Origin of the sequence: Streptomyces hokutonensis (genome assembly GCF_000376565.1) — a bacterium.
GTDB lineage: Bacteria > Actinomycetota > Actinomycetes > Streptomycetales > Streptomycetaceae > Streptomyces > Streptomyces hokutonensis.
Map to the genome: position 1 here is coordinate 40,282 of NZ_BARG01000076.1, position 22,329 is coordinate 62,610.

Genomic DNA, 22,329 nt, shown 5'->3' on the forward strand with positions numbered 1-22,329 from the left:
CGACCGCCGAGGGGTCCCGTTCCGTGAGTCTGCATCCCACTCTCCAGCCCTACGCCGACGCCTGGACCCACTCCATCGAAGCGATATCCGAGCTGGTGAACCCGCTTGTGGAGGGAGAGTGGAACCGGCGAACGCCGTGCCCCGGCTGGTCGGTGCGCGACGTGGTCTCGCACGTCATCGGGCTGGACAACGAGATGCTCGGCGACCCGCGCCCCATCCACACCCTCCCGCGCGACCTCTACCACGTCACCAACGAGCACCAGCGGTACATGGAGATGCAGGTCGACGTGCGCCGCCACCACACGGCGCCGGAGATGACGTCGGAGCTGGAGTACACGATCATCCGGCGCAACCGGCAGCTGCGGAACGAGTCGCGGGACCCCGGCGCCAAGGTGCGCGGCCATGTCAGCACCGAGGTCACGCTCGAGCAGTCCATGCGCAACCACGCGTTCAACGTGTGGGTGCACGAGCAGGATCTGCGCACCGCCCTCGGCCGCCCCGGGAACCTCGACTCGCCGGGCGCGCACATCGCTCGTGACGTGCTGCTCTCCGAGCTCCCCCGCGTCGTCGCCGACGACTCGGGCGCACCGCGCAGTTCGGCGGTCGTCTTCGACGTGCACGGCCCGATCGAGTTCCTCCGTACGATCCGCGTCGACATCCAGGGCCGCGGCACCCTGGAGACGGCCCCCGCGCTCGGCCCCGCCGCGACCCTGATCCTCGACTGGGAGACGTACGTCCGCCTCGCCTGCGGACGGGTCCCCCTCGAGTCGGTGACGGACCGCGTCAAGGCGGACGGCGATCCGGAACTCGCGGCGTCGATACTGCGGAACTTCACGGTCACGAAGTAAGCAGACGGTGTGAACTGGGTGTTCGTGGAGGCCGAGTTGGTGGATACGTGAGCGGGCCGGCGTCACGCGGGCACGTGCACCGTCTCCACCCGGCTCGCCACCAGCCGCTCGCGCTCGCGACGGGCCGCCCTGCGCCGTAGCCGCAGGATCTGGCTGACGCCGAGCGCCTGGAGCACGAAGACCACCGAGAACGCGATCGAGTAGTTGTCGCCGGTCGCGTCGAGCAGCACACCGATCGCGAACAGCGTCGTCATCGAGGCCGTGAAACCACCCATGTTGGTGATTCCGGAGGCGGTGCCCTGACGCTCCGGCGGGTTGGCCGGGCGGGCGAAGTCGAAGCCGAGCATCGAGGCGGGCCCGCAGGAACCGAGCACGACGCACAGCACGATCAGCAGCCACATCGGCGCGTGCTCGCCGGGGTAGACCAGCGTGACCGCCCATACGACGGCCGTCGCTCCCACCGTGCCGAGCGCCAGCGGCAGCCGCGCCGCGTGGTGCCGGGCGACGATCTGACCGTAGATCAGCCCCACCACCATGTTGGACAGCACGACGAGGGTGAGGAGTTCGCCGGCCGTGGCGCGGGACAGGCCCTGCGCCTGGACCAGGAACGGCAGGCCCCACAGGAGCAGGAACACCATCGCCGGGAACTGCGTGGTGAAGTGCACCCACAGGCCGAGGCGGGTGCCGGGTTCGCGCCAGGAGGCGGCGATCTGCCGGCGGACGTAGGCCGCGCCCCGGTGCGGGAACGGCTCCGGCTCGTGCCCCTCCGGGTGGTCCTTCAGGAACAGCAGCAGCAGAACGAGGACTACGACCCCGGCGAGCGCGCTGCCCGCGAAGGCCGCCGTCCAGCCGATGTCGTGCAGCAGCCGGGCGATCACCAGGGTGGAGACGAGGTTTCCGGCCATCCCGGCCAGACCCGCGAGCTGGGCGACCATCGGTCCGCGCCGGGCCGGGAACCAGCGGGTGCCGAGCCGCAGCACGCTGATGAACGTCATCGCGTCGCCGCAGCCGAGCAGCGCGCGGGAGGCGAGGGCGGTGCCGTAGGAGGGGGAGAAGGCGAAGCCGAGCTGGCCGGCGGTGAAGAGCACCACCCCGATGGTCAGCACCTTCTTGGTGCCGAGGCTGTCGACGAGCAGCCCGACGGGTATCTGCATGCCCGCGTAGACCAGCAGTTGGAGGATCGAGAACGTCGACAGCGCCGAGGCGTTGACGTGGAAGCGCTCGGCCGCATCGAGGCCGGCCACACCCAGGGACGTACGGAAGATGACGGCGACGAAGTAGACGGAGACGCCGATGCCCCACACGGCCATGGCGCGCCGGCCACCGGGCGGATCGCCGGGCAGGGACAACGCTGAACTGGAACTGCTGCTGCTCATCGGACGTCGCCCCGAGCCAGGTGGGAGAACCAGTCGACGTGCTGATGGACGATGTCCACGGCCGCCTCGGCGTCCCCGGTGCGCAGCGCGTCGAGGATCGCCTCGTGCTCGGTGAGCGTCTTGGCGATGCGGTCGGGGTGCGAGTGCATGATGGCGACGCCCATCCGCAGCTGGCGGTCGCGGAGTTGGTCGTAGAGGCGGGAGAGAATCTCGTTGCCGCCGCTGCGGACGATCTCGGCGTGGAAGCAGCGGTCGGTGACGGCGGCGCCGGCGAGGTCGCCCGCGGCGGCCTGTTCCTTCTGCTTGGCGAGGAGTTCCTCGAGCCGGGCGATGAGGGTCGGTGACGCCGGTACGACCTTGCGGACCGCGTGCTGCTCGACCAGCATCCGGGTCTCCACCACGTCCGCGATCTCCTGCGAGGAGACGGGCAGGACGAGGGCGCCCTTCTTCGGGTAGAGCTTGATCAGCCCTTCGACCTCGAGCCGCAGCAGCGCCTCGCGCACGGGGGTCCGTGACACTCCGACGGCCTCGGCGAGCTCGCCCTCGGTGAGGAGGGTGCCGCCCTCGTAACGCCGGTCCAGGACACCCTGTTTGACGTGGGTGTAGACGCGGTCGGCGGCGGGGGGTTGCTTGACGGCGGACGACGGAGCGGAGGAGGCGGAACCGGTGGCGACGAGGGACGGGGACGACATGAGGACAGCATAGATACAACACGTACGCATGAGGACGGGCGTCCAGGATTCGGACGGAAGCGGCCGGAACCAAGGAGGGCCAGGGGTGCGTCTACGGATGTGCGTTTCGGCGGCCGGTTCCCGGGGGCGTTTCACACCTTCGGGGAACCCGCCCCAGCAACCGCACAACCTTCTGTGCTACTTACGTGTCACACACGTGCGGCCCTTCTCTTTCCCCCCTCCAACTGGGCCGTTCCTCAGGGGCATTCAACGTATTCGGGGTACCTCAGTTGATTACTGCCATTAACGGCATCAAGGGCAGCCGCTTCCGCAGAGCCGCCGCGGTCACCGTGACCGCAGGCGCCGTGCTCGCGACCGGCGCCCTGACCGCGGCACCCGCGCAGGCTGTCACCAAGCCGTCGATCGTGGCCGCGGGCGGCTATGTGATGAACAACGCCACCGGCAAGACGCTCTACACGAAGGCCGCGGACACCAAGCGGTCGACGGGCTCCACGACGAAGATCATGACCGCGAAGGTCGTTCTCTCCCAGTCGAACCTCAACCTCGACGCCAAGGTCACCATCCAGAAGGCGTACAGCGACTACATCGTCGCCAACACCGCCTCCTCCGCCCACCTGATCGTCGGCGACAAGGTCACCGTCCGCCAGCTGCTCTACGGCCTGATGCTGCCGTCGGGCTGCGACGCGGCGTACGCGCTGGCCGACAAGTTCGGCACGGGCTCCACCCGGGCCGCGCGCGTGAAGTCGTTCATCGCCAAGATGAACTCCACGGCGAAGTCGCTCGGCCTGACGAACACGAAGTTCGACTCGTTCGACGGCATCGGCAACGGCAACAACTACTCGACGCCGCGCGACCTGACGAAGCTCGCCAGCAACGTGATGAAGAACTCCACGTTCAAGACGGTCGTCAAGACCAAGTCGTACACCGCCAAGACGGTCACCAAGACCGGCAGCACCCGCACGATGGCTGCCTGGACCAACACGAACACCCTGCTCAGCAGCTACAGCGGCACCATCGGCGTGAAGACCGGCTCCGGCCCCGAGGCCAAGTACTGCCTCGTCTTCGCCGCCACCCGCAACGGCAAGACGGTCATCGGCACGGTCCTCGCGTCGTCCTCGATCACGCAGCGCGCGGCGGACGCGAAGAAGCTCCTGAACTACGGCTTCGCGACGATCTGACTGACGTAGCCGACACGTTCATGGGGGCCTGCCGCATGCCAGCGGCGGGCCCCTTCGTCGTGGCTAGGACCCGCGTTTCCGAGTCGCGGCGAACGTGATGCCGACCCCCGCCGCCCCGTACAGGACGAACAGCGCGCCCTCGCGCCCCAGGCTCCGGCGCTTCACTTCCTGGGCGAACTTCAGCTGGTCGTACGTGCTCGTGCCGGTCGAGCGGCCCGTGGCAGTGTCGTAGGAGAGCGCGCAGCGGTCGCCCTTGCGCATGTGCCCCGGAGAGCTCTCGCCCTCCGCGTCCAGCTGGAGCCCCGGGCAGTCAGGAGCGCCGTCGGCCGCGCCGGCTCTCAACAGCGACAGGGCTCCCCACAGCAGCGGCAGCACGAACAGCACGACCAACACACCGCGGAATCTCATCGAGTCACCCTAGGGGGCGGGGGCGAATCGTAGGATTATTGCAACAGCAAGTGACGTGTGAGGCCGACGCGACGGGGGCGGGGATACGGCATGGCAGTGCCTGGAACCGGTACGGGCCAGGGCGGCGGCCCCGACCTGCGGGTGACGTCCGCCGACCTCACCAGGCTCGCCGGTGACCTCGACGACATGCAGGACCACCTCGACAAGCAGGTCAGACGCATGGACGCGATCGTCGACCGCATCGAAGCCGGCTGGCGCGGCCCCGCGGCGACGGCCTACCGCGACTTCCACCGCGCGGCGACCGAGGACGCCGTACGCATCCGCGAAGTGATGAAGCTGCTGGAGCAGGCGGTGCGGATGAGCCGGGACGGTTTCTCCGCGAACGACATCGAGGTGCTGGAGCAGATGCGGAAGATCCAGGTGAACGTCGCCGGCGAGGTCGCCAAGCTGTCCACGCCCACCGTGGAGGCGCCGGGCGGCGACACACCGACTCCACCCCGCAGCAGCCTCGACTCCTTCTGAACTGAGCCGAGCCGTCAAGTGCCCACTGTCCAACCGTAGTTGCCGACCGATATCCAGGGGGATCATGTCGACCGGGGCTTCCGCCGACGACGACCACATAACCGTCTCCTTCGCCACGCTCCACGACCTCACCACCGAGCTGGAGGACATCCTCAAGCAGCTCAACGGCAAGCTCGACGACCTCTACGACCGCGCCGAACCCGTCGTCCTGTCCTGGAAGGGCGAGGCCCGCGAAGTCTTCGTCGAAAAGCTCGACGAGTGGGACCGCTCGGCACAGGACCTGCAGGCCGCGCAGAAGTGGCTGCACGCGTACGTCACTACCGGGCACGCGAATTACGCGGCGGCGCACCGGGCGGTGCTGCGGGGTTGGGGGGCGGCCTGATGGCGACGCCCTCTCCCTCACCGTCGACGACGCCCCCCGCCACCACCGGCAGCGGTTCGCTGCCCGCCCCGTCGTCCGGCTCGGGCGGCGCGACCCCCGCCCCTTCTCCCGGCTCGCTCCAGGACCCTCAGGGCAAGGACCTCTCGCAGCAGGACACGGTCTCGGCCCGGCAGCAACGCTCCGACGAGCTGGCCGCGATGAAGCCCACCGCTCCGGGCAGCAGCCTGGTCACCGGTTTCGACATCCAGCCGCCGCACGTGTACTACGCGTCCTTCATGCTGCGCAACGCCCAGTACGACTTCGCCGACCGGGCCAAGAGCCTCGTCGACACGCTCGACGGATACGAACACGCGGTGGGCTGCGGGACTGGGCCGGAGGCCTTCGCCAAGGCGTACGCCGAGACCGCCGCCCTGTTCCTCGACGTCTGGGACCGGGCCACCGAAGGCGTCGGCGGTGCGGCCGTGGGCCTCACCGTGACCGCCAACAACTACGCGGAGGCGGAACACGCCACCAACATCCTGACCCCGTCGGTGGTGAAGAAGAGTCCGCCGGCCGTTCTCAAGAAGGCCGGGGCGGGCGGCCCCGTCGCCGAGCTCGGCTGGGGCAACGCGGCCGGCGAAGACGGCTGGGGCAACGCGATCATCGACGAGGTCTCCGGCGCGCTGAGCTGGGTCGGCGACCACGTACTGCGCCCGGTCCTCAAGCACGCTCTGCAGCACGGGAAGGTCGCGGACATCACGCCGGGCGGCGACGACATCAGCCTTCCCAAGATCGCGCAGGCCTGGCGGCAGGCGGGCACGGACGCCAAGAAGTCCGCGGACAGCTTCGACGACGCAATCGCTTACATCACCAACCCCGCGTCGGGGAACGACGAGTGGCAGAGCGCGATGAGGGACTTCTGCTCCTCGATATGGGGCACAACGGCCTGGGGCCAGGAACGGCTCGGCCACAAGTGGAACCACAAGGATGGCCGGCGGCCCGCGCTGGACGTCCTCCAGGACTCCGCACGAGACATCGCCACGGCCAGTGACGGAGTCAGCGCCGAAGTCACGAAGATCAGGTCCACGATCATCGACGTCTACAAGGACGCGGCGACGAAAACCTTCGCCGTGAAGGGCATCCTGGACGCCCTGGAAAAGCTCAGCGAACTCCCCGAGCTGGCCGCGGAGTTCATATCCAACATCGACACGGGGCGCCTGAATCACGCGGTTGACGCCTACAACCGGGAAATTCATTCCTACGGTGCCGAATTGAGCACACTCAAGGAAGCTCTGGAGGAAGCAAGGCTCAGTGTCCCCAGATACGCTGCCGAGGAAGCACGCGCCGAGGCTTTCGGTGCGCGGTCGCTCGACGAGTTCAAGCACAGTCACGCCTGGACGAATCCGGAGGACACCAAGAACGGCATCTACAAGATCGACCTCGCAAGCAACGAATGGCTCGACGGCGGCCACACTCTCGACAAACACGTAGGCAAGTCGGACGCACAGCTCGCCCAACGTCTACGCGATCAGGGAGATCCGCCGACAGCCGCCTGGCCACACGGAAAGCCGCAGGTCGGGGCGGCGTCCACGTTCACCACGGCGGCACAGGCACAGAGACTGACTCAGTACAATGTGGACGAGAACTCGGCCGAAATCACAGCATGGCTCGGGCGTCCACCATCAGCTCAGAACGACGATCTCAAACTGCCCATCGATTGCACGGCACCAAACGGTGAGACGAGCGGGCGCAGTGTCACCAAGCAGCCGAACGATGTGAACAACGAGGGGTTCAAGACCAAGGGGCTGGAGGCAGAGGCCATTCCAGTCAAAAAGGTGAGAACCATCCTCAAGTACGACCCTCAACTGGATCCTCCGTTCGTCGTCCTGACGTCAATGCCCAACAAATAAGCCGCATTTCAGACGCTAGGAGTGGCCATCAGTACGGATTGGTATCCCGCTTCGATGACGTGGCAGGACATGGACCCGGCTACGCATCTGTTCGACCCCGCTCGGGCAGCAGACGTCGTGTACGAGATCGCGTCCTCGCCGGACCCGCAGTCCGGTCGCGCGCGGGTACCGCGGTCGACCCGTTCAATCGCCCGTGGTCTTGCCGAACACTACGGATCTTGGGCATTCGGCTGGTTCAACGCGACAGGTTCATCGCCCGACTCCGGACTCGTTGTCAGGGAGGTCCCGGCAAGCGGCCCGGGCGGGAGCGAACTGGAGCAGCAGACGCAGCGGTGCCTGAGCGCCTTGCTTCAATGGCGAGCGTGGCTGGAGGAACTTGCCGCAGTCTTCGAGCAGTTCACACCCGGGCCGGACGCGGACGAGAAACAGATCCGCCAAGTACGCGAGCACGCTGTCGCTCCCCTTGTCACACTCGTCGTCGAACGCACCGGAGCCGGTGAGAGCTGGCGGTCCGTCTTCGAACAGGCACTTGCCTGGTACTTGGAATCGACCGGTCTGTCTCCGGCCGAGGCGGAGGAGCTGACGGACGAGGTCGTGGACTCCGAGTTCGAGAGCTGGGTCGCGCCCGATGAACAAGCGGTGGACCGCGTGCGGGAGGCCGTCGGAGGATACGGTGCGTGACGACCTGCAGAACTGGCTACGGGTGCGCGCCGAAGTCGACTGGAGACAGGCGTCAAAAACTCTGACAGGCCCGATCCATGGACGCCGCGACGCCGTCGACGAGGTGATCGGGACAGGCGGCAGGCCGAACGATCCCGCTCGCGGTGCCCGAGTACGGGCTGCTTGGCGGATGGCCCGAGCGGACGCCACGGCAGGCAGGCCCCTCGACTTCGGCGTCCTGTGCACGTGGCAGAAGCTGGTACTCGGGCAGCCTGATGTCGCATTTCGCGTCCTGCCTGCCTTCGCCAAGGGCGGACGGGAGCGGTACGGCCTGTGCGCGGAAACACCGGCCCAATTCGACGAATGCCTGCGGCAGGCCACTGACATCGACACCGTCCTCCCGCTCCCGGCCCGTGCGGCCCGTGCCTATCTCGATGTGTGTTTCTTTCATCCCTTCGACGACGGAAATGGCCGTGCCGCTTTGCTGGCCCTGGCATTCGTCCTGGCACGCGAGGGTGTCGTGCTCGACGAGGTCGGTCCCATCCAGATACGCCGATACGCCGAGGACGCGTCGGGCGCGAGAGCGTTGGCGCGCCTGATCCACGTCCTGGCCACAGCCGCCGAGCGCCGTGACCGGACGGAAACGTCGACGGATGCGCGAGGATCCGATGGCGGAACCCACCGTCCGTACCTATCCGCAAGCCCCTCGACGAGGTGACGCCCGTGCAGGAAGCACCCACAGTACGTACAAGAAGTTCGACCTACCCCGACCGCGAAACCGCCCAATGGGCCACCCAACAGGTCGTCACCGCCAACGAGCAGGTCATCCACCGCTGGCTGGCCCGGTCCACGCGCCCCCGCCTGACCATCGAGGCGTCCTGGCCCTCTCGCCCCGAACCGGTCGGACGAGTCCTCCTCCAGGCGATGATGCTGGCCGGACGGGACCCGGTGGACGTCCGCGCGGCCCGGGTGATCCTGAAGCGGGACGCGTCCCGGCCGCACGGGTTCGCCGTCCACGCCACGTTCCCCGTCTACCTGTAGCGACCCGATCCGTAGAGGCTGACCACCGTGCCCTTGAGCCCCCTCGAACACGACCGCCGCTACGGCGAGTTGGACCAGGTGATCCGCGCCTACGCCGGGCAGCCGGCGGACGACACCCCGGACAAGGCGAGCGACGCGCTGGTCGCCTACCTCCGCCACACCTGGCACACCCGCCCCTGGACCCTTACCGTCGCCGAACGCCAACTCCGCGAGTACGCCGACAACCCTCCCGGCCGACTCCGCCTGCGCCTCGGCGAGTTCTACGCCGTCCCGGACGTCGGCCTGCCCGAAGCCGACCTCCAACAGTGGCTGTACTGCCTCGCCGACCACATCAAGCACAGCGTCGAGGAGGGCGAGGTCCCGCCCCCGGCCACCCCCGCCACCCACTGGGAATGGCACGCCCGCTTCCCGGAACTCGGTCAGTTCCTCGGCGGCTGGTTCTCCCAGGACATGCCGGACGAGTTCGACGACCACGACGCGGCGATCGACGACTACCGGACCTCGACCGACCCGCAGTTGGTCGCCCACCTCGTCGGCGAGCTGCACGAACTGCTCGCCCTGGACATCGACGAGTCCGACTACACCCTCGCTGTCGCCGAGTTGGGCATGGAGGTCGACCCACCGGCGCCGTACTCACCCAGCGGCTGGCTCGCACTGGCCGCCGACCGGCTGACCGCGCCGCGTGCCGAGTACGGGCTCTCGACGCGCGAAGGGCGGCCCAGTGGATCGGAGTAGGGACGAGTTGGCGGTCCGACTCAAGCGGCTGGCGCATCCTCAGCGCGTGTACGTCCGCTCGGGCCGGCTGCGTCCGGCCAGTGGCGGTGCGCGCGGCGTCCTGGCCGCCGTCGCCGCTGAAACGCACATCCTCGTGGGGCAGTTGCACCGGAAGGACTGGCAGCAGCACGCCAGTGACCCGGGCGGTCCGGCACCCGTCGGACAGGTCGAGGAGGCGTTGGAGCCTCTTTCCGCGGAGAACGCCGCGGCCATGATGGGCCGTCTCGCCTCGCAGTCCCTCGTCTGGCGGGAGTTCACGTTCATGGAACGCACCGAGGCCGACACCGTCGCGGGCCAGGTGGTGGAACTCCTCGGGCCGGACGCCCTGTGGTGGTCCAACGGCGACGAACACAGTTGGAGCGCCGTGTCCGCCTGTACCTTCGACGGCTTGGTCGCCGGCACCGACGGCCGACGCTTCGCCGTGCTCATCCAGGTCGGCGAAGACTGAGAACACCGAGCCGCGCACCTCCGGCTCATGGAGATGCGCGGCCCCTGCCACCTACCCCCAGGTGATCAACCGCTTCGGCTGCTCAAGGATCGCCGCCACGTCCGCCAGCACCTTCGACCCCAACTCCCCGTCCACCAAACGGTGGTCGAAGGACAGCGCGAGGGTCGTGACCTGGCGGGGCTTCACCTTGCCCTTGTGGACCCACGGTTGGAGTCTGATCGTGCCGATCGCGAGGATCGCCGACTCGCCGGGGTTGAGGATCGGGGTGCCGGTGTCGATACCGAAGACGCCGACGTTGGTGATGGTCACCGTGCCGCCCTGCATCGCTGCGGGGGACGTCTTGCCGTCGCGTGCCGTGGACACCAACTCGCCGAGTGAGTCGGCCAGTTGGGGCAGTGTCTTCGCGTGGGCGTCCTTGATGTTCGGCACGATCAGACCGCGCGGGGTCGCCGCCGCGATGCCGAGGTTGACGTAGTGCTTGAGAACGATCTCCTGGGCGGCGTCGTCCCAGGACGCGTTGATGTCCGGGTTGCGCTTGATGGCGACCAGCAACGCCTTGGCGATCAGGAGCAACGGGTTCACCCGTCGGCCCTGCATCTCCTTGTCCTGCTTGAGTTCCTCGACCAGCTTCATCGTCCGCGTCACGTCCACCGTCACGAACTCCGTGACATGCGGTGCCGTGAACGCCGAGCCGACCATCGCCGCGGCCGTCGCCTTGCGGACGCCCTTCACCGGGATACGGGTCTCCCGGGTCGTGTCGTACGTCACGGGAGCCGGCGAAAGGGGGGCCGGCTCGGGCACCTGTACCGGTTCCGGCGCCGGTGCAGGTGCCACCGCCGCGTGCACGTCCTCGCGGGTGATGATGCCGTCCGGGCCCGACGGGGTCACCGTCGCCAGGTCGACACCCAGGTCCTTCGCCAGCTTGCGCACCGGCGGCTTCGCGAGGGGGCGGGACTGTACCGCCGACGCGTGGCCGTTCAACTCCGCCTGTACGGCCGCCGACGCCTCCTGGGCCGGGATCTCCGCGCCCTTGCGGGGGCGGCGCTTCGTGGCGGACGTGGAGACGCCGTAGCCCACCAGAACCGGTGTGCGGGCCGGGGCCGCGGGCTTCGCCTCCTCCTGTACAGGAGCGGCCACGGGAGCAGCCGGGGCCTCCTCGGGAGCGGCACCGCCGCCCGCCACCGCCACCGCGATGATGGACGTGCCCACCGCCACCGTCGTCCCCTCGGGGAAGCGGAGTTCGTGGACCACGCCGTCGTAGGGGATGGGGAGTTCCACCGCCGCCTTCGCCGTCTCCACCTCGCAGACGACCTGGCCGTCGGTGACGGTGTCGCCGGGCTGGACGTACCACTTGAGGATCTCGGCCTCGGTGAGGCCCTCGCCCACGTCCGGCATCTTGAACTCGCGTACGGACGCTGCAACTTCAGTCATCGTCGTCACGACCCCTCTCCTCAGTACGCCAGAGCGCGGTCGACGGCGTCGAGCACCCGGTCCAGGCTCGGCAGGTACTCCTCCTCCAGGCGGGCCGGCGGGTACGGGGCGTGATAGCCGCCGACCCTGAGGACCGGCGCCTCCAGGTGGTAGAAGCAGCGCTCGGTGATGCGGGCCGCGATCTCGGCGCCGGAGCCGAAGAACACCGGCGCCTCGTGGACCACGACCAGGCGGCGGGTCTTCTCGACCGAGGCCTGGATCGCGTCGAAGTCCAGCGGGGACACCGAGCGCAGGTCCAGGATCTCCAGCGACTTGCCCTCCTCGGCGGCCGCGTCGGCGACCTCCTGGCAGAGCTTCACCATCGGGCCGTAGGCGGCGAGGGTCAGGGCGGTGCCCTCGCGGACCACGCGGGCCTTGTGCAGGGGGCCGGGGATGGCCTCGGTGTTGACCTCGCCCTTGTCCCAGTAGCGCCGCTTCGGTTCGAAGAAGATCACCGGGTCGTCGCTCTGGATGGCCTGCTGCATCATCCAGTAGGCGTCCGACGCGTTCGACGGGCTGACGATCTTCAGGCCGGCCACATGGGCGAACAGGGCCTCGGGGGACTCCGAGTGGTGTTCGACCGCGCCGATCCCGCCGCCGTAGGGGATGCGGACGACGATCGGGAGTTTGACCTTGCCCAGGGAGCGGGCGTGCATCTTGGCGAGCTGGGTGACGATCTGGTCGTAGGCCGGGAAGACGAAGCCGTCGAACTGGATCTCCACGACCGGGCGGTAGCCGCGGAGGGCCAGTCCGATGGCGGTGCCTACGATGCCCGACTCGGCGAGTGGGGTGTCGACGACCCGGCTCTCGCCGAAGTCCTTCTGGAGGCCGTCCGTGACGCGGAAGACGCCGCCGAGCTTGCCGACGTCCTCGCCCATGATGAGGACCTTGGGGTCGGACTCCAGGGCGGCGCGCAGCGATTCGTTGATCGCCTTGGCGAGCGGCAGGTTCTTGGTTGTCGCGGTCTCCGCCATGTCACTTACCCCCTTCTTCGTCCGCGAACGACGCCTGGTAGGCGGCGAACTGGGCCCTCTCCTCGTCGACGAGCGCGTGCCCGTCCGCGTACACGTGCTCGAAGAGTGCGAACCGGTCCGGGTCCGGCATGGCACGGACCGCTTCGCGCACTCGCCTGCCCAACGCCTCGCTCTCCGTCTCGAGTTCCGCGAAAAATCCCTCGTCCGCGTGGTTTGAGGCCTCCAGATACCGGCGCAGCCGCAGGATCGGGTCCTTCGCCTCCCACGACTCGCGCTCCTCGTCGGCCCGGTACTTCGTCGGGTCGTCGGAGGTGGTGTGGGCGCCCATGCGGTAGGTGTACGCCTCGACGAGCGTCGGGCCCTCGCCGCTGCGGGCCCGCTCCAGCGCCCACTTGGTGACCGCGAGGCAGGCCAGCACGTCGTTGCCGTCGACGCGGACGCCCGGGAAGCCGTAGCCCTGCGCGCGCTGGTAGAGCGGAACGCGGGTCTGCTTCTCGGTGGGCTCGGAGATGGCCCACTGGTTGTTCTGGCAGAAGAACACGACCGGGGCGTTGTAGACCGCGGAGAAGGTGAACGACTCGGCGACGTCGCCCTGGCTGGAGGCGCCGTCCCCGAAGTACGCGACGACGGCGCTGTCGGCGCCGTCCATGGTCACGCCCATCGCGTAGCCGGTGGCGTGCAGGGTCTGCGAGCCGATGACGATCGTGTACAGGTGGAAGTTGTTGGTGTTGGGGTCCCAGCCGCCGTGGTTGACGCCCCGGAACATGCCCAGCAGGTTGGTCGGGTCGACCCCGCGGCACCAGGCGACGCCGTGCTCGCGGTAGGTCGGGAAGACGTAGTCGTCCTCGCGGGTGGCCCGCCCGGAGCCGATCTGGGCGGCCTCCTGGCCGAGCAGCGAGGCCCACAGGCCCAGCTCGCCCTGGCGCTGCAGGGCGGTGGCCTCGGCGTCGAAGCGGCGGGTGAGCACCATGTCGCGGTACAGGCCGCGGAGCTCATCGGGGGTGATGCCGGCGACGTACTTGTCGTACGGGGCGGTCTTCGCGTTCTTGACTCGCTTGCCCTCGGGCGTCAGCAGCTGGACGAGGTCCGGGTCGGCGCCCTTGGCCTTGCTTCCGGCGCTGCGTCGCGGCTTGCGCGTGGCAGTGCTCTCCACGGTCAACGTGTGCTCCTCCGTCGGTCCGGCTCCCCGGGTTCGCCGGGTGCCAGTGCGGCTCACCTGCGCCCCACGGACGCACAGGGTGGGTGCGGTTCGTCGGGAGCAGGCGTGACAGGTGCCCCGGCGAGCGCCCTGCAAAAGGCACGTTACCCAGTGCTCCACAATTCTGTGAAACCCCTCCTGACCTGCGATTTTGCTTGGATTTCCAAGTAAATCGGCAAAGTCGGGAACAACTCCTGGTCACAGCCTTGCAGGGGGCCGGAACAACGGCACGTTATCCCGGTCACCTCGGGCACGGGAAGAGGCCGCGTGTGAGACTTGCGGCGTGCGCGAAGACGGAAAAATCAGTGTTTTTCTCCTCGATGACCATGAAGTGGTACGCAGAGGTGTCCACGAGTTGCTCTCCGTGGAGGACGACATCGAGGTGGTCGGCGAGGCCGGCACCGCGGCGGACGCCCTGGCGCGGATCCCGGCCGTGCGCCCCGACGTCGCGATTCTCGACGTACGGCTCCCGGACGGCAGCGGGGTCGAGGTGTGCCGGGAGATCCGCGCGCGGGACGAGTCGGTGCGGTGCCTGATGCTGACCTCGTTCGCGGACGACGAGGCCCTGTTCGACGCGATCATGGCGGGCGCCTCCGGGTACGTCCTGAAGGCCATCCGGGGGAACGAACTGCTGAGTGCCGTACGGGATGTCGCGGCCGGGAAGTCGCTGCTGGACCCGGTGGCGACCGCCCGGGTCATGGAGCGGCTGCGCAACGGCGGCGCCGAGCCGGACGACAAGTTCGACGGGCTCACCGACCAGGAGCGCAGGATCCTCGACCTGATCGGGGAGGGGCTCACCAACAGGGCGATCGGCGAGCGGCTGCACCTCGCGGAGAAGACCATCAAGAACTACGTGTCCAGTTTGCTTTCCAAACTCGGTATGGAGCGGCGTTCGCAGGCGGCGGCCTACGTGGCGCGCAGACAGGCCGAGCGGCGGCGCGATTAGGGACCAAAGACCTCTCCCCCGGGAGGCCGGACGCGCCGACAGTGGTCACATGCCCGAGGACGCACAGTCGGCCATCGCCCTGCTCTCCCGCACCGATCACGGCAGGGTGGCGACCACTCTGCGGGCGCTGCCCTTCCTGGCCCTCGCCGGCCACATCGTCCAGGACGGGCGGCTGCTGCTGCGCATGCCCCGGAGTCACGGCCACCACCACGCGTGCGTGGGCAGCGTCGTCGCCTACGGGGCCGACAACCTGGACTCGGCCGGGCCGGGCGAGGAGCTGTGGTCCGTGCAGGTGATCGGCACCTGCGAGCCCCATGAGCCGACGGCCGACCAGGTCGAACGTTTCGGCCCGGCCCGGGACGCGATGGTGTACCTGCGCATCGAACCGCGGCTCGGCACCGTGCACCCGGTGGACAGCGGCCTGGAACGGCACTTCAAGCCCACCCTGTGACCGAAAGCGACCACCACCGACCGACCGGTGACTTTCTGTGACAAACCGCAGCTCACAGCCTCGCTCCGTGCCCTAGCATCGGCCGCGTGCCGCGCTTACGTGTACCACCCCCCATGCCCCACGCGCCCCCGCTGGGCGCCCTCCTCCGCCAGTACGCCGCCGGGTCCGCCGTCGCCTGCGAACCCGTCGAACAGGGCCTCCTGAACCGCGGCTACCGGCTCCGCACCACCCGGGGCCGCTACTTCCTCAAGCACCACTTCGACCCCGAGACCGCCGATCCGGCGGCGATCGCCCGCCAGCACGCCGCGACCCGGCGCCTGGCCGACCTCGGCGTCCCCGTCGCCCCGCCGGTGCCCGACCGCGACGGCCGTACGGTCGCCGTCGTGGGCGGTCACGCCTACGCCCTGCACCCCTGGATCGACGGCCGCCACCGCCACGGCGGCCAGCTGACCACCGTCCAGTGCGGACGCCTCGGCGCGCTGCTGGGGGTCGTCCACGCGAGCCTGGAGCGGGTGATGCCGGGACAGCGCGCGGAGTGCCTGCCGGGAGCCGACCCCGCCGACACCTTCGCCCTCATCGACGACCTGCTCGGGCACGTCCGCAGGCACCGGCCCGCCGACGCCTTCGACGAACTGGCCCGCCACCGGCTGCTGGAACGGCGGGAGCTGCTCGAGCGGCACGCGGACCGGCGGCCACCGCGCGGGGCCTCCGTGGGGTGGGTGCACGGGGACTTCCACCCGTTCAACCTGCTCTACAGGGGCGACGCCCCCGCCGCGATCGTCGACTGGGACCGGCTCGGCGTCCAGCCCCGCGCCGAGGAGGCCGTACGCGCCGCCGCGATCTTCTTCGTACGGCCCGACGGGGCGCTCGACCTGCCCAAGGTGCGGGCGTACGCGCACGCGTACCGGCGGGCCGCGCGGGCCACGCCCTCCGAACTCGCCGCCGCCGTGCACCGGGTGTGGTGGGAGCGGCTCAACGACTTCTGGATGCTGCGCTGGCACTACGAACGCGGCGACACCCGCGCGGACCCCCAGTTCCCGGCCGCCTCGGCGCTCGCCGTGTGGTGGACGCGGGAGTACGACGCGGTGTGCGAGGCCTTCACGGAGTACGCCCCCTAGGAGGGCGGAAAACGGCACGCGCGCGTGGACCCCTGTTTACGGGGCGCACGCGCGCGTGTCGTCGGTGCGTGGAGGTCAGCCGCCGCCCAGGGCTCCGGCGACGGTCCCGGTACCGCCGTCGTCACCGGGGTCGCCCGAGTCCGTCGGATCCGCCGAGGTGCTCGCGGTCGGGGTGTCCGACGGCTCCGTGGCGGACGGGGTCGGGGTGTTCGACGGCTTCTCAGTGGCCGTCTCGGACGGCGTGTACGAGGGCGTGCTCGACGGCGTGTAGCCCGAGCCGGAGCTCGTGCCGCTGTCGTCCGTCTGCGTGTCCGAGGGCGTGGCGGACGCCTCGTCGCTCGGTGTCTCGGAGGACTGGTCGTCGGTCGAGGACTGCGAGGTCGTGGGCGACTGCGAGGTACCCGAACCGCCGGTGCCGTTCCCGGTGTTGTTCATGGCCAGCGCCACACCCGCCGCGATGGCGATCACCGCGAGCACGGCGAGGATCCACAGCTTGCCCCGGCCGCTGCCGTGGTTGCCGTGCCCCTCGAAGCCGCCGTCGTCGCCGTTGCCGTAACCGCCCGGCAGGATCGGCTGCGGGATCTGCGCGGTGCCGGAGGCGTCCTGCGGCATCATCGCCGTGCCGCCGAAGCCGCCCGGCGGGGTCCCCTGGCCGTTCGCCACGGTCACCGGGCCGGTGTTCCAGGTGCCGGTGTGGCCACCCTGGTCGTAAAGCATCTGCAGGCCGTACTGGACCAGCCCCCGCATCTCCTCGGCCGTCTGGAAACGGTCGTCCGGGTCCTTGGCGAGGGAGCGCATGACGAGGCCGTCGAGCTCCGGCGGGCAGACGCCGTTCGAGGTCTGGGACGGCGGGACCGGGATGTCCTGGACGTGCTGGTAGACCACCGACAGCGGGGTCTCGCCGGTGAACGGGGGCCGCAGCGCGAGGAGTTCGTAGAGGAGGCAGCCCGTCGCGTACAGGTCGGAGCGGTGGTCGACCGCCTTGCCCAGCGCCTGCTCGGGCGAGAGGTACTGCGGGGTGCCCATGACCATGCCGGTCTGCGTCATCGTCGTGGACGCGCCGTGCAGCGCGCGGGCGATGCCGAAGTCCATGACCTTGACGGCGCCGTTGTGCGTGATGATCACGTTCGCGGGCTTGATGTCGCGGTGCACGATGCCGTGCTGGTGCGAGTAGGCGAGCGCCTCCAGGACCCCGGAGACGATGATCAGGGCCTGCTCGGGCCCGGGCGCCTCGGCGTTCAGGAGCAGGTCGCGGATCGTGCGCCCCTCGACGATCTCCATGACGATGTAGGGCACGGACTGGGCGCCGCCCGCGCCGTAGCCGCCCGTCGACACCGTGTCCTCGCCGGAGTCGTACACGGCGACGATCGCGTGGTGGTTGAGGCCGGCCACCGACTGGGCCTCACGCGTGAAGCGGGCCTTGGAGGTCGGGTCCTCCGCCAGGTCGGAGCGGAGCAGCTTGACCGCGACCGTGCGCCCGAGCCGGACGTCCTCGGCCGCGAAAACCTCGGCCATACCGCCCCGGCCCAGTCTGTGGGTGAGCCGGTACCGGCCGTCGCCGACCAGTCCGCCGTTGCCCCACAGTTCCGGTGCGTCCGACATTCCGCCGCCAGCCGCCTCGGGGTCGGACGGGCCCTGAGCGTGCTGCTGTGCCATCAGTCCTCGCCGTCGTTTCTGCCCGCGGTGCGCGCGGTGTTGTTACGGTCTCCGTCGGCCACGCTACAGGCTCGGCGCAAGCCGCCGTTCCGGGATCAGTGCCGGAATCGTCCTGAGACGGACCGGCCATCAAATCGGTACCACGGGCCGTCGTGCAAATTCTGTGTACCGCCGGTACAGCACCTGTAACGCTTCCACGACTCTTCTTTCGCGTACGGTCACGGAACGGGCACCGCGCTTGACGTGTCAGTGCCCTCCGGCAGACTTGGCCGGGAATGGCACATTCGATCACTGAGCCGGCGCCGATGGGGGACACGGAACATGAGCCAGGACGGCCCACACGGCCGGTATACGGGCCGCGCGCTGGCGGGTGGCCGGTACCAGCTGCGCGACCTGCTCGGCGAGGGCGGCATGGCCTCGGTGCACCTCGCCTACGACTCGGTGCTCGACCGCCAGGTCGCGATCAAGACACTCCACACCGAGCTCGGCCGTGAGCAGGCCTTCCGCGAGCGCTTCCGCCGCGAGGCCCAGGCCGTGGCCAAGCTCACGCACACCAACATCGTCTCGGTCTTCGACACCGGCGAGGACGCGCTCGACGGCTCGACGATGCCGTACATCGTCATGGAGTACGTCGAGGGCCGCCCCCTGGGCTCCGTACTCGACGAGGACGTACGGCAGTTCGGCGCGATGCCCGCCGACAAGGCGCTGAAGATCACCGCGGACGTGCTGGCGGCGCTGGACATCAGCCACGAGATGGGCCTGGTCCACCGCGACATCAAGCCGGGCAACGTGATGATGACCAAGCGCGGCGTCGTGAAGGTCATGGACTTCGGCATCGCCCGCGCCATGCAGTCCGGCGTCACCTCGATGACGCAGACCGGCATGGTCGTCGGCACCCCGCAGTACCTCTCCCCGGAACAGGCGCTCGGCCGGGGCGTGGACGCGCGCAGCGACCTGTACTCGGTCGGCATCATGCTGTTCCAACTGGTCACCGGGCGGCTCCCGTTCGACGCGGACTCGCCGCTGGCCATCGCGTACGCGCATGTGCAGGAGGAGCCGGTCGCGCCCTCCTCGATCAACCGTTCGCTGCCGCCGGCCGTGGACGCGCTGATCGCCCGCGCGCTGAAGAAGAACCCGAACGAGCGCTTCCCGAACGCCGAGTCCATGCGCGAGGAGTGTCTGCGTGTGGCGTCCTCGCTGCACGCGGCGGCCCCGAGCATCGTGCCGGGCGCGCCCGCGCAGAGCGGCTCCGGCGTCGGCTCCGCGGTGTTCCCGCCCGTCGACCAGGCGGCCCCGGCGCCCACCGGCCCCGTACAGACGCCGTACCACCCGGGCCCGTACCACCACGGCACTCCGGCGCCCACGCCGCCCTCGCCCGCCTATGGCTATCCGCAGCAGCCGGGCTACCAGACGCCGGCCTCGGTCGGGTTCGGGCAGCAGGGCATCTCGACCCCGCCGCCGTACAACCTGAACCCGCAGCACCCGACGCCGACCCCTGGCGGAGGCGGCGGCCGGAGCAACAAGCCGGTGGTCATCGGCGCGATCGTCGTCGCCCTCATCGCGATCGGCTCGCTGATCGCGGCCCTGGCGAACGCCGGCAACGGCTCGGACGACCAGGGCGGCAGCGGCAGCGGCAGCGGCTCCAGTGCGAGCAGTTCGGTCACGGCGGTGGAGGGCCACCGCGACGGCGACACCTCGAAGACGATCGAGACGACCGCGTGCACGGAGCCGGAGGAGTCGTACAACGACTCCACCAAGATCCGGGTCCCGGACTTCCAGTTCAAGTACATCTCGTCGGTCAAGTCCTGCCTGCAGGCCGCGGGCTGGAAGGTGAAGATCAAGTACGAGGACGAGAACACCTACGGCCAGGGCACGGTCATGGAACAGTTCCCGGCGGCCGACACGGACGTGGACCCCAAGGACATGCCCCAGATCCAGCTGGGCGTCTCGACGGGCAACCCGTCCTGACCCCGTGACGCGGAAGGGCCCGGCAGCGACCGCTGCCGGGCCCTTTGAACATGTGGGGGTGTCTACAGGTACGGGCCGCCCACCCGGCCGCCGCCCGGCTGGCCCTCCTCGCCGCCGTCACCGACACCCGGCGGCAGGGCCCGGCGCATCTGCTCCAGCTGCGCCCGCGCGGCCATCTGCTGGGCGAACAGCGTGGTCTGGATCCCGTGGAAGAGTCCCTCCAGCCAGCCCACCAACTGCGCCTGCGCGATACGGAGTTCCGCGTCGCTCGGGATCGCCGTGTCCGTGAAGGGCAGCGAGAGCCGCTCCAGCTCCTCGACCAGCTCCGGCGCCAGACCGTCCTCCAGCTCCTTCACCGAGCTGGCGTGGATCTCCTTGAGCCGCACCCGGCTCGCCTCGTCGAGAGGAGCGGCACGCACCTCCTCCAGGAGCTGCTTGATCATGCTGCCGATCCGCATGACCTTGGCGGGCTGTTCCACCATCTCCGTCACCGGGATCTCGCGGGAGTCCTCGTCCCCGGTGCCACCGAGCGCCATCCCGTCCTGGCCCACGACCAGGATCTGAGGCTTCTCCGGTGACCTTTCGTTCCTCGGCATCTCCATGCCGCCATTCTCTCGCACCCGTACACCTCACCACCGTGGTGCCCCCCTCGTAAGGTGATCCACCGTTTGCCGGAACCTGGAATGCCGGGAAACCCGCCCGATGTGACGCTTGTCCCGTGACTCCATGGCTGCGCACCGCGGGACTGCTGCTTGTGCTGGGCACGGGCTCGGTGGTGAATCCGTGCGGGGGTGTTCCGGCGTACGGGGTGGGGGCGGGAAGTACCGGGGGCGCCGGGGGTGGCCCTGCGGCGGTCACGGCACCTGCGTCCGCCTCCCCCTCCGCCACCGCCCTGAAGCCCGCCTCCGGTCCCGACCACCACGATCAGGCCCCCGCTCGCCCCGAGCCCTCCCGGGCCGGAAGCCAGGCCGGCGAAGGGCGGGAACGGCCGGGGCGGACGGCTCGGCCGAGCGCGGAGGAGGACGAAAACGGAGGTGCCGACGAGGACACGGCCGAGCCGACGGCGGACGAGGACGGCGCTTCGGCCGTTCCGACGGCCGCCGACTCCGCGTCGCCGTCCGAGGAAGCGGCGGCCGTGCCGTCCTCGCCACCGCTCCGGCCCGTGCACCAGACCGTCACCCACGCCGAGGACGACCCCACCGAGCCCGTCCTGCGGATCCTGCCGCTGGGCAGCGGCCTGATCCTCATCGGGCTCGGCCTGGGTCTCGCCTTCATCGGTCTGCGGGTGCGCCGGGGTTAGAACCTGTCCGGTCTACGGTGCGACGAGCAGCACCTTTCCGATGTGCCCGCTGTCCTCGACCACCTGGTGCGCTGCCGCCGCCTCGCTCATCGGGAACTCACGGTCGACGACCGGACGGACCTGGCCGGAGTCGATCAGCGGCCACACATGCTCGCGTACGGCGGCGACGATGGCCGCCTTCTCGCCGAGCGGGCGGGCCCGCAGCGAGGTCGCGCTGATCGCGGCCCGCTTGCCGAGGAGGGCGGCGATGTTGAGTTCGGCCTTGATTCCGCCCTGCAGCCCGATGATCGCGAGCCGTCCGTTGACGGCGAGGGCCTGGACGTTGCGGTCCAGGTACTTGGCGCCCATGTTGTCGAGGATGACGTCGGCGCCCGCACCGCCCGTGGCCTGCGCGACCTCGGCGACGAAGTCCTGCTCGCGGTAGTTGATGAGGACGTCCGCGCCCAGCTCGGCGCAGTAGTCCAGCTTCTCCTTGGTGCCGGCCGTGACGGCGACCTTCGCGCCGACCGCCTTGCCGAGCTGGATCGCCATGGTGCCGATACCGCTCGAGCCGCCGTGCACAAGGAGGGTCTCGGCGGGGCGGAGGTGGGCGACCATGAAGACGTTCGACCAGACCGTGCAGACCACCTCGGGCAGCGCGGCGGCCTGCTTGAGGTCGACGCCCCGCGGCACCGGCAGCAGCTGCCCGGCCGGTACGGCGACCTTCTGCGCGTAACCGCCGCCCGCGAGCAGCGCGCACACCTCGTCGCCGACCGACCATCCGGAGACCCCGGGGCCGACCTCGGTGATCCGGCCGGAGCATTCGAGGCCGGGGTAGCGGGACGCGCCGGGCGGCGGGTCGTAGAAACCCTGGCGCTGCATGATGTCGGCCCGGTTCACGGCGGTGGCCACCACCTCGACCAGGACCTCGCCCTCGCCGGCCACCGGATCGGGGACCTCGTCCCACACCAGCGCCTCGGGCCCACCAGGTTCGGAAATCGTGATCGCATGCATGAGGCCGACGCTACTCCTCGTCATACGACGTGACGCC

General features: G+C 69.6%; 24 protein-coding genes. 15 read left to right on the plus strand and 9 right to left on the minus strand.

Annotated elements, in window-relative coordinates; genetic code table 11:
- Nucleotides 1-23 precede the first annotated feature (23 nt).
- A complete protein-coding gene (locus SSP08S_RS41195) occupies nt 24-848 on the plus strand; it encodes a maleylpyruvate isomerase family mycothiol-dependent enzyme (protein ID WP_019073500.1) in 825 nt (274 codons plus the stop codon).
- Nucleotides 849-910: 62 nt separating this feature from the next.
- Here the strand turns inward: SSP08S_RS41195 and SSP08S_RS41200 are convergent, their stop codons facing one another.
- Both SSP08S_RS41200 and SSP08S_RS41205 read right to left on the minus strand, forming a co-directional pair.
- Entirely contained in the window at nt 911-2,224 is a 1,314-nt protein-coding gene (locus SSP08S_RS41200; protein WP_026179274.1) for an MFS transporter, read from the minus strand.
- Entirely contained in the window at nt 2,221-2,916 is a 696-nt protein-coding gene (locus tag SSP08S_RS41205; protein WP_019073502.1) for a GntR family transcriptional regulator, read from the minus strand. Before SSP08S_RS41205 ends, SSP08S_RS41200 begins: the two co-directional genes overlap by 4 nt.
- A gap of 269 nt (nt 2,917-3,185) precedes the next feature.
- On the opposite strand from SSP08S_RS41205, the gene SSP08S_RS41210 reads away from it, so the two are divergent.
- Nucleotides 3,186-4,094: a D-alanyl-D-alanine carboxypeptidase family protein gene (locus SSP08S_RS41210; RefSeq protein ID WP_026179275.1), complete on the plus strand. Its 909-nt coding sequence runs from the start codon at nt 3,186-3,188 to the stop codon at nt 4,092-4,094.
- A 63-nt stretch (nt 4,095-4,157) separates the two neighbouring features.
- Here SSP08S_RS41210 and SSP08S_RS56890 read toward each other — a convergent pair whose 3' ends face one another.
- A complete protein-coding gene (locus SSP08S_RS56890; RefSeq protein ID WP_245608061.1) occupies nt 4,158-4,502 on the minus strand; it encodes a hypothetical protein in 345 nt (114 codons plus the stop codon).
- 90 nt (nt 4,503-4,592) lie between these two features.
- Between SSP08S_RS56890 and SSP08S_RS41220 the strand changes: the two genes are divergently transcribed.
- The 8 genes from SSP08S_RS41220 to SSP08S_RS58465 all read left to right on the plus strand — a co-directional run bounded on the left by SSP08S_RS41220 (nt 4,593) and on the right by SSP08S_RS58465 (nt 10,218).
- A complete protein-coding gene (locus SSP08S_RS41220; RefSeq protein ID WP_019073505.1) occupies nt 4,593-5,024 on the plus strand; it encodes a WXG100 family type VII secretion target in 432 nt (143 codons plus the stop codon).
- A 64-nt stretch (nt 5,025-5,088) separates the two neighbouring features.
- The gene (locus tag SSP08S_RS41225) at nt 5,089-5,406 is read left to right on the plus strand and encodes a WXG100 family type VII secretion target (RefSeq protein WP_019073506.1); all 318 of its coding nucleotides are present in this window, start codon (nt 5,089-5,091) and stop codon (nt 5,404-5,406) included.
- The gene (locus SSP08S_RS41230; protein WP_158697284.1) at nt 5,406-7,295 is read left to right on the plus strand and encodes an RNase A-like domain-containing protein; all 1,890 of its coding nucleotides are present in this window, start codon (nt 5,406-5,408) and stop codon (nt 7,293-7,295) included. The genes SSP08S_RS41225 and SSP08S_RS41230 overlap by 1 nt, the downstream gene beginning before the upstream one ends.
- 54 nt (nt 7,296-7,349) lie before the next feature.
- Complete coding sequence (locus SSP08S_RS62125; protein WP_158697285.1) at nt 7,350-7,976, plus strand: hypothetical protein; 627 nt, start codon at nt 7,350-7,352, stop codon at nt 7,974-7,976.
- 169 nt (nt 7,977-8,145) lie between these two features.
- Nucleotides 8,146-8,673, plus strand: a complete 528-nt coding sequence (locus SSP08S_RS60050; RefSeq protein ID WP_078532695.1) for a Fic family protein — start codon at nt 8,146-8,148, stop codon at nt 8,671-8,673.
- A gap of 5 nt (nt 8,674-8,678) precedes the next feature.
- A complete protein-coding gene (locus SSP08S_RS41245; RefSeq protein ID WP_019073508.1) occupies nt 8,679-8,996 on the plus strand; it encodes an RNase A-like domain-containing protein in 318 nt (105 codons plus the stop codon).
- Between the two features lie 27 nt (nt 8,997-9,023).
- Nucleotides 9,024-9,731, plus strand: a complete 708-nt coding sequence (locus tag SSP08S_RS41250; RefSeq protein ID WP_026179278.1) for a contact-dependent growth inhibition system immunity protein — start codon at nt 9,024-9,026, stop codon at nt 9,729-9,731.
- A gap of 46 nt (nt 9,732-9,777) precedes the next feature.
- Nucleotides 9,778-10,218, plus strand: coding sequence for a hypothetical protein (locus SSP08S_RS58465; RefSeq protein ID WP_158697286.1), 441 nt, complete (start codon nt 9,778-9,780; stop codon nt 10,216-10,218).
- 51 nt (nt 10,219-10,269) lie between these two features.
- Here the strand turns inward: SSP08S_RS58465 and SSP08S_RS41260 are convergent, their stop codons facing one another.
- The 3 genes from SSP08S_RS41260 to pdhA are packed head-to-tail and all read right to left on the minus strand — an operon-like array spanning nt 10,270 to nt 13,821.
- Nucleotides 10,270-11,658 carry a dihydrolipoamide acetyltransferase family protein gene (locus SSP08S_RS41260; RefSeq protein ID WP_019073511.1) on the minus strand — a complete coding sequence of 463 codons (1,389 nt, stop codon included), beginning with the start codon at nt 11,656-11,658 and terminating at the stop codon, nt 10,270-10,272.
- A gap of 11 nt (nt 11,659-11,669) precedes the next feature.
- Nucleotides 11,670-12,662, minus strand: a complete 993-nt coding sequence (locus SSP08S_RS41265) for an alpha-ketoacid dehydrogenase subunit beta (RefSeq protein WP_019073512.1) — start codon at nt 12,660-12,662, stop codon at nt 11,670-11,672.
- A gap of 1 nt (nt 12,663) precedes the next feature.
- On the minus strand, nt 12,664-13,821 hold the full coding sequence (pdhA, locus tag SSP08S_RS41270) for a pyruvate dehydrogenase (acetyl-transferring) E1 component subunit alpha (RefSeq protein ID WP_019073513.1): 1,158 nt from the start codon (nt 13,819-13,821) through the stop codon (nt 12,664-12,666).
- A 322-nt stretch (nt 13,822-14,143) separates the two neighbouring features.
- On the opposite strand from pdhA, the gene SSP08S_RS41275 reads away from it, so the two are divergent.
- The 3 genes from SSP08S_RS41275 to SSP08S_RS41285 all read left to right on the plus strand — a co-directional run bounded on the left by SSP08S_RS41275 (nt 14,144) and on the right by SSP08S_RS41285 (nt 16,375).
- Nucleotides 14,144-14,806, plus strand: coding sequence for a response regulator (locus SSP08S_RS41275; RefSeq protein WP_026179279.1), 663 nt, complete (start codon nt 14,144-14,146; stop codon nt 14,804-14,806).
- A gap of 49 nt (nt 14,807-14,855) precedes the next feature.
- Nucleotides 14,856-15,257: a pyridoxamine 5'-phosphate oxidase family protein gene (locus SSP08S_RS41280; RefSeq protein ID WP_019073515.1), complete on the plus strand. Its 402-nt coding sequence runs from the start codon at nt 14,856-14,858 to the stop codon at nt 15,255-15,257.
- Nucleotides 15,258-15,370: 113 nt separating this feature from the next.
- Entirely contained in the window at nt 15,371-16,375 is a 1,005-nt protein-coding gene (locus SSP08S_RS41285) for a phosphotransferase (protein ID WP_019073516.1), read from the plus strand.
- Between the two features lie 75 nt (nt 16,376-16,450).
- Here the strand turns inward: SSP08S_RS41285 and SSP08S_RS41290 are convergent, their stop codons facing one another.
- Nucleotides 16,451-17,977: a protein kinase domain-containing protein gene (locus SSP08S_RS41290; protein ID WP_019073517.1), complete on the minus strand. Its 1,527-nt coding sequence runs from the start codon at nt 17,975-17,977 to the stop codon at nt 16,451-16,453.
- A gap of 375 nt (nt 17,978-18,352) precedes the next feature.
- Here SSP08S_RS41290 and SSP08S_RS41295 point away from each other — a divergent pair, with 375 nt between their 5' ends.
- A complete protein-coding gene (locus SSP08S_RS41295; protein WP_019073518.1) occupies nt 18,353-19,999 on the plus strand; it encodes a protein kinase domain-containing protein in 1,647 nt (548 codons plus the stop codon).
- Nucleotides 20,000-20,061: 62 nt separating this feature from the next.
- Here the strand turns inward: SSP08S_RS41295 and SSP08S_RS41300 are convergent, their stop codons facing one another.
- Nucleotides 20,062-20,601, minus strand: a complete 540-nt coding sequence (locus SSP08S_RS41300; RefSeq protein WP_019073519.1) for a bacterial proteasome activator family protein — start codon at nt 20,599-20,601, stop codon at nt 20,062-20,064.
- A 116-nt stretch (nt 20,602-20,717) separates the two neighbouring features.
- Here SSP08S_RS41300 and SSP08S_RS41305 point away from each other — a divergent pair, with 116 nt between their 5' ends.
- Entirely contained in the window at nt 20,718-21,299 is a 582-nt protein-coding gene (locus SSP08S_RS41305) for a prolipoprotein diacylglyceryl transferase (RefSeq protein ID WP_019073520.1), read from the plus strand.
- Between the two features lie 12 nt (nt 21,300-21,311).
- Here SSP08S_RS41305 and SSP08S_RS41310 read toward each other — a convergent pair whose 3' ends face one another.
- Nucleotides 21,312-22,292, minus strand: a complete 981-nt coding sequence (locus SSP08S_RS41310) for an NAD(P)H-quinone oxidoreductase (RefSeq protein WP_019073521.1) — start codon at nt 22,290-22,292, stop codon at nt 21,312-21,314.
- Between the last annotated feature and the right edge of the window lie 37 nt (nt 22,293-22,329).